This is a genomic window from Aeromonas sp. 25-AL00135, assembly GCF_054052385.1.
On sequence record NZ_JBSTYQ010000034.1, the window covers coordinates 1 to 10,358 of the forward strand.

Here is a 10,358-nt window from a genome sequence, read left to right on the forward strand (position 1 = left end):
GAAATACAGAACCCCCGATGCGGTACATAGGGGGTTCTGAGTAGAGAAATGCTAGTTGAAAATGTGTAAACCTATTTCAGGACTAGACAGGCTGATTTTGTCTGTACTGTGATCCAACCCGATACAAATCAATTAAATACCTGCCGCTTTATTTCAGTTATTCGCCACCCCTGCCGATAGTGACTATGTTCACTTTACCTTCCCCCAATGAGTGAGGATGTCTCCATGGGCTTATCTATCGTGCAGCGGATCATCGCCGGATTCGTGTTGATGCTGCTGTTGCTGATCCTGCTTGGTGTGATCAGTACCTTTAAAATCAAGGGTATAAATGACGGCCTCTCTGCCGTATCTGACCGCGCAACTCCGCTGGTAGTGGCTGTCGCAGGTCTCAAGGGGGCACTGCAAGATAGTAACCGCTGGGTGCTGGTCTACCGCACCAGTGAAGATGCCGCCCAGTTGCCGCAGCTGGCCAATCAGTTCAAGGAGCAGCAGAACCGCTTCGCCCAGTTGAGTCAGGAGATGGGTAAATTTACCGACGTAGCGGATGCTCGTGCCCGCTTCCAGCAGGTCGAGAGTGCTACCACCCAATTTTATGGCTTGGCGGATCAGGTGTTGGCCCAGCATCGGCAGTGGGTCAGTGCGCTGGAGCAGCGCCACAAGCTGGAGATGGAATTTATCCGCCTTGAGGATACCTACCAGTGGGCGGCGGATCTGCTGTTGCAACAGACTGCCAGCAAGCGCTCCATGCGCAACAAGGCGGAGCTCATTACCTCGGGTATCGCCCGCGATCTGAAGAATATCCGTCGTGCCGATGCCAAAACCGACCTGAACGAGCTGGAAAAGGTGTTGAGCAAGGACATCGAGATGGCCCGCAAGCGGTTGGAGCGGGTGCTGGTGCCCGATGATGTGAAAGCGCGCTTTGTCTCCAATCTGGATCGGATGCAGGAGCTGGCACTTGGCGCTCAGGGCCTGCTGGCAACCATGCGTCAGGCTCAGCAACTGGCGCTGTCGCTGGCCACGCAAAATCAGCAGCTGGATGCCAGTCTGGTCAACAGCCTCAATTTGCTCGATGAGATGGGCAAGTCTGCCGGAGCCATCGCCAGCGATAGCCGGATCAATGCCGATGCAGCGGTCAGTAGCGCCAGCTTCTGGATTCTGGTGGTTGCCGCGATGTCGGCCGCTGCGGCGCTGGTGATCGGTTATACCACGGCGCGCAGCATTCAGCGCCCGTTGCAGATGATCAACAAGGAGCTCGATTACATGGCGGCCGGTGACATGACCCGCCGCATCAACTACCGCAGCAGTTGCGAATTTGGCACGCTCTCCCGCTCCATTGACACCTTGGCAGGCAAGACCGGTGAACTACTCTCTCAAATCAATGCGGGCTCCCGCCATCTGGTGGATGAGGCGAGCCGCGCCGCCGAGATCAGCGAACGGGCCATGTCCCGGGTGCAGGAGCAGAAGAGCCAGACCGATCAGGTGGCCGCCGCCATTACCGAGCTGGAAGTGAGCGCCACCGAGGTGGCCCGCTCTACCGATGGCACCAAGCGCGAAGTGGATCTGGCCGATGAAGAGGCTCGTAGTGGTCGCCAGAAAGTGGCCACCACTCGCCGAATCACCGAGCAGCTGGCTGGCGCCATGGAAGAGGCGGTCGGGATCACCTACAAACTTGGCGAATTCAGTAACAACATCGGCAGCATTCTCGATGTGATCCGCAGCATCGCCGAGCAGACCAACCTGCTGGCCTTGAACGCCGCCATCGAAGCGGCTCGTGCTGGCGATGCCGGTCGCGGTTTTGCGGTGGTGGCCGATGAGGTACGGGCGCTGGCCAATCGCACCCAGACCTCGACCGAAGAGATCCAGGGGATGATTGAGAACCTGCAGAGCTCCAGCAAGCATGTGGTTGAAGTGATGGGGCGCAGCCAGGAGCAGACCCAGAGCTGTGTCGAGCAGACCCGCGAGATGGATGTTGCGCTGCAATCCATTGCCGAGCGGATGGGGGCCATCAAGTCGATGGCGGATCAGGTGGCCCATGCCGCTCAGGAGCAGATCTCCGTCAGTCAGGGGGTCGCTCGTCATATCGCCGGTATTGCCGATGTGGCATACGAGACCGAGCGGGAGGCGCGCGAATCCGCCAGCAGCAGTGAAGTACTGGCCGACCTGGTCGCCAAACAGCAGCAATTGATCGCACATTTCAAGGTCTAGGAGGGCTTATGTCTAAAAAGTGGATTGGAGCCCTGAGTCTCCTGTTGTGTGGCCAGCTGATGGCCAGCGAGCTGGTGATTGAAAGCTGGCGAACCGATGACAAGGCGTTGTGGGAGCAGAAAATCATCCCGGCCTTTGAAGCGGCGCATCCCGGTATCAAGGTGAGTTTTCATCCGGTGCAGAACGTCAACTACATGCCCACCCTGTGGGAGAGCCTGAAAGGCGGTAAGGCGGGGGATCTCATTACCTGTCGTCCGTTTGATGACTCGCTCGCCCTGTTCAAGGCGGGCCATCTGGCCGAGCTGACCGAAATGGCAGGAATGGAGAACTTCCCGAGTTTTGCCCAGTCACCCTGGCAGACGGATTCCGGTGCCCAGACCTTCTGTGTGCCGATGGCCTCGGTGATCCATGGCTTCTTCTATAACAAGAAGATCCTCAGTGAATTGGGGATCACCTTGCCGCAAACCCGCGACCAGTTCTTCGCCGTGCTGGACAAGATCAAGGCCGACGGGCGCTATGTGCCGCTGGCCATGAGTGGTTCCGAGAGCTGGGTTGCCTCCGAACTGGGGTTCCAGAACATTGGCCCCAACTACTGGAAGGGAGAGGACGGCCGTCTGGCACTGATCGGCGGGCAGGAGCGGTTGGATAACCCCCAATATGTGAAGGTGTTCGACGAGCTGGCCCGCTGGCGTTCCTACCTCGGTGAAGGTGGTGAGAGCCGCGATTATGCGACCAGTAACGAGCTGTTCACGTCGGGCAAGGCCGCCTTCTACGTGGCGGGCTCCTGGGAGATTGCCCCCTTCACCGGCAAGGTCGATTTTGGCGTCATGCGTCCGCCGGTGGCCAAACAGGGTGATGGCTGTTTCTTTACCGACCACACCGATATCGGTATGGGGATGAACCCGGCCAGCAAGAACAAAGAGGGGGCGATGGCCTTCCTGCAGTGGCTGACGACGCCGCAATTTGCCGAGCTCTATACCAACTCGCTGCCGGGATTCTTCTCCCTCTCCAACCACTTCTTCGATGTCACCAATCCGGCAGCCAAAGAGATGATGGAGTGGCGCGATCAGTGTGACTCGACTATTCGGGTGGCGACCCAGATCCTCTCCCGTGGTACGCCCAAGTTAGGGGATGAACTGGCCGAGGTGAGTCAGGCGGTGCTGCTTGGCAAGATGGAGCCCAAGGCGGCCGCGGATCGACTGGAAAGTGGCTTGAAGGGCTGGTATGCCCCTCATCAGGGCAACAAGGCCAAGAGCGCGGATTGTCAGTGTGATGCGGTTGCCCCTGCTCCTGTTTCAGCGCCGACGACTGAGGTGTCCGCAGCTCCCGCGACCAGTGAAACATCGGCCGTGGTGTCACCTGCTGTGACTCCCGCAGAACCCGCATCAGCGGCCGCAGCCCCATTACCGGCGCCGTCGGATGAGGTGGAGCAGGCGCTCTCCAACGAGCTGGAGGCGCCACAGCAGCCACAGCAATAGGTCATCTGCATCAATAAGAGCGGGAGGCATCAGCCTCCCGTTTTTTATGGCTCGCGGCCAGCAGGTATCGCTTTATTGTGCTTCGTGGGGCCAGCGGCAGAGGTTGCCGATGCGGGCAACCGGGGCAAACCCCAGAGAGCGGTAAATGCGCTGGGCATGGTAGTGCTCGTCAGCCACTATGATCAGCTGTTTGGCGCGGGACAATCCTGCGCGAGCCACTTGACTCAGTAGCTGGCGGCATAACCCCTGGTTGCGCCACGCATGGTGCGTGCGTACCAACTGGAAGCGCCCAAGTGTGCCGCAAAAGAAGAGGCCGCAGCTGGCGACCAGTTGTCCCTCTTTCCAGACCCCCCACCAGTCCCCGAGACCATCGGCAATCATGGCCTGATAGAGCGCCTGGCGGGATCGCAGATAGGGGAGATAGCTCTGTTCAGAGTGTCCCTCATCCCGCTCATGGAGTTCGAAGTCGAGCCACTCAGGCCAATCAGCAGTGGTGAAGGTGCGTGCCTCAACCTTGTTCATGTCGCTGTGAAGGGGCGGGCAACTCTGTTCATCCAGCGCCAGCACCACGCACTCCATATATTGGTAACCCGTTGCGACAAAACCGGCGATCCGGCTGTTTTGCCCGGCCGCCAGTGGCCATTGGAAGGTGCGGTGGCGCACTCGAGGATCCTGGCCGATCAGCTGATCGAATGCGGCTTCCAGCCAGCCTTTGTCACGGTCGCTGGGCGGGGTGGGGAGCAGCAGGTAGTTGCCGAAGTAGTAGTCGGGAGCATCCGGCGTGCGAACCGCCCAGAACTGATCGTGCTGAACAACCTCGCCCTGATAGCGATCGAACAGCAAGTCGGTGGCAAAGCCGGGATGGGTATCCATGATGGTGCTCCTGCAAAGACTCATTCTGTTATCGGCAGGAGTGGGAAATAGATGAAAAGGGGCCGGAGAAACCTCCGGCCAAACAATCACACGCAGATTCAGAACGTCCAGGACGATCTACCCCCATCATAACTCGACTGGGGCAATTTTGGGATGGGCACTTTTCGGTTACGTACCGTTAATTTTGTAAATATGAAGTTCGTCAGATCGGATGTGAGGTAAATCCCTGTTGACTTTGTGTCGTTTTACTCATAAATATAAAGACGTTTAGACGTCCAAACATCCGTTTTGACGTAGGCAGATGGATTGCAGGACAGGGAGAAGAGCAGATGGGATTTCACAGTGCACGTCAGGTTGAGGCGCTCAACCAGAGCTTGGCAGATTTGAATGGCGATATATCGGTCAGTTTCGAGTTTTTTCCGCCCAATAGTGAAGGGATGGAAAATACCCTCTGGCAGTCCATCGAACGGCTGAAAGTGCTGGAACCCAAGTTCGTCTCCGTCACCTATGGTGCCAACTCCGGCACCCGTGATCGCACCCACAAGGTGATCAAGGACATCAAGGAGCGGACAGGCCTGATTGCCGCGCCGCACCTGACCTGTATCGATGCCAGTCGCGACGAGCTGCGCACCATCGCCCGCGATTACTGGAACAGCGGCATTCGCCATATTGTGGCTCTGCGCGGTGACTTGCCGCAGGGGTTGGAGAAGCCGGATATGTATGCCACCGATCTGGTTGCCCTGCTCAAGTCAGAGGCCGACTTCGATATCTCGGTTGCCGCCTATCCGGAAGGGCACCCGGAAGCCAAGAGTGCGCAATCCGACCTGCTCAACCTTAAGCGCAAGATCGATGCTGGTGCCAACCGCGCCATCACCCAGTTCTTCTTCGATGTGGAAACTTACTTGCGCTTTCGGGATCGCTGCGCCGCCATCGGCATCGATGCTGAAATCGTGCCGGGGATCCTGCCGGTCTCCAACTATCAGACCCTGGCCAAGTTTGCCGGTTTTACTAACGTGAAGATCCCGCGCTGGATGCATCAGCGTTTCGAGGGGCTGGATAACGATCAGATGACCCGCAATCTCGTGGGGGCGAGCATCGCTATCGATCAGGTGCGCGTGCTGAGTCAGGAAGGAGTGAAGGATTTCCACTTCTATACCCTGAACCGCTCCGAGCTGACCTATGCCATCTGCCATACCTTGGGGGTTCGTCCCAAGGGTTGACCGGTGGTCACCGCGATAAAAGCAAAAAGCCAATGAGTTGCTCATTGGCTTTTTCGTTATGGCCGATTATCAAGGTCTGGTCGGGGCGATCTCTTTTGGCTCAAGATCGATAACCGCATTACCGGCAGCCCCCGGATACTGGTGATAGACCTGATCCTGTTGCAGTGTGTAGAAGGTATCCAGATAGTCGTCGTTATTGGTCATCCAGGAGTCGGGCAGTGCCTTGACGATGCGACCGCCGAGATCGAGGAAGGGCAGGGCTTCCGGCACGCCACCCGCAGTAAAGCCGAGTTTGAGAGCTTCAATCAGCAGGGCGCTCAGCTCCTTGTAGTTGACGTTGTCATCCTGCTCCATCATCACCACATCGACGGCACCCCAGCGATAGCGATCCCAGTAAACCAGGATCTGGTTGGGGGTGTAGTCTGTGTTGTCATAGTCGAGGTAGGGCATGTCGACAATATCGACTACTGGCTCATCCCGACTGGGATTAACCCCTGCGACCACTGCATACACTTCGGCTGCGCCGAGCAGCCAGGGCTCCTGATCATCCTTCAGTCTGATCTTTTTCAGGATACTGGTCTTGAGTGGCGCTGTGCTGGCCGCCACTCGCGGAGCGCTTTGCAGATCCGCATCGGCCAGCGCCTTGCGCATTACCTTCAAGCCTGCGTTTTTGGCTTTGACGGGATCGGCTTCGACTACCAGAACCGGCCGGGCCGGTGCCTTGTCCACATCCAGATAGACGGGATTGCCAGCGCTGTCGAACGCTTCAATGGCGCTCCAGCTCTTCTCATCTCCACTTGGAACATAGGCGACCAGCGGTTCGACGCCCTGTTGCAGTGCGGCAGCCTGATCGGTGTTGGCCAGCCGCAACTGCATCAGTTGCTTGACCTCGCCATCCAGTCCTTGCCTGCTGATGGCTGCCTGGTCGGCATCGCTCGCCTGCCGTTTAAGGCGCGGGCTGGCCTTCTGCAGCAGGTTGGGAAGCGGGCTCTGGTATTGCTGATTGCTCAGCAGGGGCAGCAGGTTTTTCTGCTGAAGTGCGAGCTGGCGAGCCAGCTCTCGATCCGTATCGGCAGCCTGGACGCTCGTAGCACCCAGTATGGCCAGTAGTAACAAGACAGCCTGATTTTTCATTTTTATACTCCGTTGCATGGAACCTGACAGGGCACCATGTCCGGGAAGATTGGTGCCCTGACGCCACTAGAAGGAAATTAGTTTCACTTGTGAATCATTTTATCTGGATAGTGTGCAGAGGTTCACGGTTTGAGGTTCAATTGATTCCTTTGTCGATATGATTGAAACTGATAGATAGCCAGACCAATCAGCAGACCCCAGCAGGCTGCCGCGATGCCGAGCAGGCTGATCCCGGACGCGGTAATAATAAAGGTAAGCAGCGCAGCTTCTCGCGCTTCATCCTGTTGCAAGGCAGAGTGCAGGCTGCTGCCGATGGTGCCTAGCAGGGCCAATCCAGCGACGCAGGTGACAAGGGCTGCCGGAAAGGCGCTAAACAGGGCCGCGACGGTCGCGCCGAAGCAGCCGGTCACGAAATAAAAGCAACCCGCCCAAACCGCAGCAGGCCAGCGGCGCTTGGTATCCGGGTCGACCTCTTTGCCCATGCAGATGGCGGCAGTGATGGCGGCCAGATTGAAGGCATAGCCGCCAAAAGGGGCGAGCAGCAGGCCGGTCAGGCCGGTCCAGCTGATCAGCGAGGAGGTGGCAGGCTGATAGCCATGGGCCCGCAAGATGGCAATTCCCGGCATGTTTTGCGATGTCATGGTGACAATGAACAGCGGCAGCGCGATACCAAACAGAGCATCAAGGGAGAAGGCTGGCCATGTCCAGACCGGGCTGGCGAGTTGCCAGTGAAGGGTGCCCATTTGCAAATCCCCCCGCACGCTGCAGATCAGCATCCCCACTCCCAGTACTAGCACCATGGTATAGCGGGGCCAGAGATGACGACCCAGCAGGAAGGCCAGCAGCAGGGTGCCAAGCAGCAAGGGATCTTGCGGGGCGACCTTGAACAGATCCAATCCGAATCTGAGCAGCACGCCAGCCAGCATGGCGGCGGCCAGTGGAGCCGGAATATGTCTCATCAAACGGTCGAACCAGCCGCTGATGCCACACAGCGTGATCAGCAGGGACGAGATCACAAAGGCGCCGATGGCTTCCGCCAGAGTGAAGTTGCCCAGCGTGGTGATCAGCAGTGCCGCGCCCGGTGTGGACCAGGCGGTTAGTATGGGTATGCGGTAATAGAGAGAGAGGCCGATGCAGCTCACCCCCATGCCGATCCCCAGCGTCCAGAGCCATGAGGCGACTTGAGCTGTATCTGCACCCGCCGCTGTGGCGGCCTGGATGATCAGGATGACGGAGCTGGTGTAGCCGACCATCACGGCGATAAAGCCTGCGACCAGATGGGGGATGGCGAAGGGCATGACTCTTCCTCTTGGCGTTGTGACGCGCTGTGCGTTATTACGTACAATACAGTTTTGACTATATCGCTGTGCGCTATAGCGCACAAGGCGCATCGTGCAAGAGTAATAAAGAGGCAGTTATGCAAGAGATGAGTCAGCATCTGGCTGCTCGACTGAAGGGGCTGCGCAGCGAGCGCGGCTGGAGCCTGGATGCCGCCGCGCGCGAAACGGGTGTCAGCAAGGCGATGCTGGGGCAGATTGAGCGGGGAGAGTCCAGCCCGACGGTGGCGACGCTATGGAAGATCGCCACCGGTTTTCGAGTCTCATTTTCCAGTTTCATCGAATCCACACCCGCCGCGCAGGCAGAGGTGCTCTATCGCACCGCCGCTGCCATTCGCCAGCAGCCTGCGGGAGAGGGCATGCAAGTGGCCCCCCTCTTCCCTTATGAAAACCGGTTTGGTTTCGAGTTGCTTGAGCTGACCCTGTTGCCGGGGTACCAGCGTGAATCTGAGCCCCATGAGCCGGGAGTGACCGAGCATGTCATCGTCATCAGCGGCATGATGGAGGTGCTGGTGGAAGGGGTGTGGCGCTCACTGGTGCAAGGGGAGGCGGTGCGTTTTGCTGCCGACCGTCCCCACGGTTATCGCAATCTCGGCATAGCCCCGGCTATTTTCCACAACCTGATCCACTATCCGGTGGCAACACCCTGAACATGTTCCGCAGTCATCAACCCGGTCGACCATCTGCTCTGGGGCGGATCAGTATCGGGATATAGACCCAGACAAACAGACCATAGGCAGCGATCCAGGCAAGCGCGCTGAGGTTCCAGCCATGCAGGGAATAAGTAGGCCAGAGCAGGGGAATCACCACCCGCATTGTGGCGGCGGCGATAACCAGGGCGAATGCGCCAGTGATCCTGCGTCCTACCTGCAAGGCCCGACCGCTATGGCCGAGGGAGACTCGCGCAATCATGCCCAGGATCATGGTGCCCATACAGCCTGCGCTGAGCAGGTGACTGGCCATCGACAACGTGATGGGCAGACCCGCGCTATGTGCCGCAAGGGAGAGCAGGCCAAGAGGGATAAACAGATAGGCGAGATGGAGTGACCACAGCAGGGGATGCGCAAGGGTCGATGGCAGATGCCAATGTAGTTGCCGCCACAGATGCAAACTCGCCGCCACTATATATAGAGGCACTATATATATGCTGGTGACCCATTGGGTGGGGAGTAACAACCAGCAGAGCAAGATAAGCCACAGTGTCGCGAGCGCAGTCCGTTCCAGCCAGAGTAGAGGTGCAGCTTTCTCCTGACCGGTTGCTCGGGCGGTGAAGAACGGAATCACCCTTCCACCCATCACGGCGATCAGGGTGGTAAACAACAGCACAGTGGTGATCAATAGGTGCTCAACGGTGGTCCAATCGGCCTGCCATAACCAGCTGGCACCATTGAGCAAGGTCAGTATCAGCAACAGGGGCACGAAGAATAGATTGCGCCATTGCCGGGTTATCAAGATAGGCTTGGCAAGGAACCAGGCGCACAGCGGCAGCCAGAGCAGGTCTGCCGCCATCAGGAGCGTATTCTCTTCACCCAGCCAGGGTAACAAGGTCCTTGGTAACATCCACAACCCCACCACCAGTGCCAATGGCCAGCTCCGAACACCGGGATGGGCCGTCCAGTTCTGCACCGCGGTGAGCAGAAAACCCGCGACGATGGCAGCCCCGAAACCAAACAGCATCTCATGACCATGCCACCAGATCGGGTTGGCAATCCCGGGCAAGGTAAGCCAACCGTTGAGCTGCCCCAGCCAGAGCAACATGGCGACGGCCGCAAACAGAGCCCCGAACAAGAAGAAGGGTCGGAACCCCAAGCGGAACAGCGGGACGATTTGCTCTTCCTTATGGCTATCGAGGATTTGATGCATGAGGGCATTCCAATTGAACATTTGAGATGGCAATTATAAATTGGCTTTTCAAATGTTCAATTTAAATCCGGCAATAGTCAGGATTGATGTCATTTCGAGCAAGAAAAGAGGTGATTGCTTGATATCTGAGCGAACAAACTTTTTTGCTGAAAAAGCCCTTGTCATCCCGGCGCGGCTCCCTATAATGCGCCCCTACCAGCACGGCGGAACACGCCGAACTGATGAGCCAGCTTCCTAGCGAAGTGGGC

At 58.0% G+C, this 10,358-nt stretch carries 9 protein-coding genes; 4 read left to right on the forward strand and 5 right to left on the reverse strand.

Annotated features, from left to right (window positions below):
- Positions 1-225 precede the first annotated feature (225 nt).
- Positions 226-2,205, forward strand: a complete 1,980-nt coding sequence (locus ACW5XC_RS20165; protein WP_042054985.1) for a HAMP domain-containing methyl-accepting chemotaxis protein — start codon at positions 226-228, stop codon at positions 2,203-2,205.
- An 8-nt stretch (positions 2,206-2,213) separates the two neighbouring features.
- Positions 2,214-3,683, forward strand: a complete 1,470-nt coding sequence (locus ACW5XC_RS20170) for an ABC transporter substrate-binding protein (protein WP_042054987.1) — start codon at positions 2,214-2,216, stop codon at positions 3,681-3,683.
- Positions 3,684-3,755: 72 nt separating this feature from the next.
- Here ACW5XC_RS20170 and ACW5XC_RS20175 read toward each other — a convergent pair whose 3' ends face one another.
- Positions 3,756-4,556, reverse strand: a complete 801-nt coding sequence (locus ACW5XC_RS20175) for a GNAT family N-acetyltransferase (RefSeq protein WP_042054988.1) — start codon at positions 4,554-4,556, stop codon at positions 3,756-3,758.
- A gap of 329 nt (positions 4,557-4,885) precedes the next feature.
- Here ACW5XC_RS20175 and metF point away from each other — a divergent pair, with 329 nt between their 5' ends.
- Complete coding sequence (metF, locus tag ACW5XC_RS20180) at positions 4,886-5,776, forward strand: methylenetetrahydrofolate reductase (protein ID WP_005340191.1); 891 nt, start codon at positions 4,886-4,888, stop codon at positions 5,774-5,776.
- Between the two features lie 69 nt (positions 5,777-5,845).
- On the opposite strand, the gene ACW5XC_RS20185 is transcribed toward metF, so the two are convergent.
- Both ACW5XC_RS20185 and ACW5XC_RS20190 read right to left on the reverse strand, forming a co-directional pair.
- Complete coding sequence (locus tag ACW5XC_RS20185) at positions 5,846-6,910, reverse strand: DUF3103 family protein (protein WP_042054990.1); 1,065 nt, start codon at positions 6,908-6,910, stop codon at positions 5,846-5,848.
- Positions 6,911-7,032: 122 nt separating this feature from the next.
- Positions 7,033-8,208: a benzoate/H(+) symporter BenE family transporter gene (locus tag ACW5XC_RS20190; RefSeq protein WP_042054991.1), complete on the reverse strand. Its 1,176-nt coding sequence runs from the start codon at positions 8,206-8,208 to the stop codon at positions 7,033-7,035.
- A 119-nt stretch (positions 8,209-8,327) separates the two neighbouring features.
- Between ACW5XC_RS20190 and ACW5XC_RS20195 the strand changes: the two genes are divergently transcribed.
- Positions 8,328-8,897 carry a helix-turn-helix domain-containing protein gene (locus ACW5XC_RS20195; protein WP_042054992.1) on the forward strand — a complete coding sequence of 190 codons (570 nt, stop codon included), beginning with the start codon at positions 8,328-8,330 and terminating at the stop codon, positions 8,895-8,897.
- 16 nt (positions 8,898-8,913) lie between these two features.
- On the opposite strand, the gene ACW5XC_RS20200 is transcribed toward ACW5XC_RS20195, so the two are convergent.
- Together ACW5XC_RS20200 and ACW5XC_RS20205 are read right to left on the reverse strand one after the other, a co-directional pair.
- Positions 8,914-10,110, reverse strand: a complete 1,197-nt coding sequence (locus ACW5XC_RS20200) for an NnrS family protein (protein WP_042054994.1) — start codon at positions 10,108-10,110, stop codon at positions 8,914-8,916.
- 61 nt (positions 10,111-10,171) lie between these two features.
- Positions 10,172-10,358: hypothetical protein (locus ACW5XC_RS20205; protein WP_456516110.1), on the reverse strand; the 187-nt coding region annotated here is incomplete at its 5' end.

Bases quoted from the DNA above. Each gene is read 5' to 3' on its own strand.
- ACW5XC_RS20185 (WP_042054990.1), bottom strand. From the start codon at position 6,910: ATGAAAAATCAGGCTGTCTTGTTACTACTGGCCATACTGGGTGCTACG.
- ACW5XC_RS20170 (WP_042054987.1), top strand. From the start codon at position 2,214: ATGTCTAAAAAGTGGATTGGAGCCCTGAGTCTCCTGTTGTGTGGCCAG.
- metF (WP_005340191.1), top strand. From the start codon at position 4,886: ATGGGATTTCACAGTGCACGTCAGGTTGAGGCGCTCAACCAGAGCTTG.
- ACW5XC_RS20190 (WP_042054991.1), bottom strand. From the start codon at position 8,208: ATGCCCTTCGCCATCCCCCATCTGGTCGCAGGCTTTATCGCCGTGATG.
- ACW5XC_RS20195 (WP_042054992.1), top strand. From the start codon at position 8,328: ATGCAAGAGATGAGTCAGCATCTGGCTGCTCGACTGAAGGGGCTGCGC.
- ACW5XC_RS20200 (WP_042054994.1), bottom strand. From the start codon at position 10,110: ATGCATCAAATCCTCGATAGCCATAAGGAAGAGCAAATCGTCCCGCTG.
- ACW5XC_RS20175 (WP_042054988.1), bottom strand. From the start codon at position 4,556: ATGGATACCCATCCCGGCTTTGCCACCGACTTGCTGTTCGATCGCTAT.
- ACW5XC_RS20165 (WP_042054985.1), top strand. From the start codon at position 226: ATGGGCTTATCTATCGTGCAGCGGATCATCGCCGGATTCGTGTTGATG.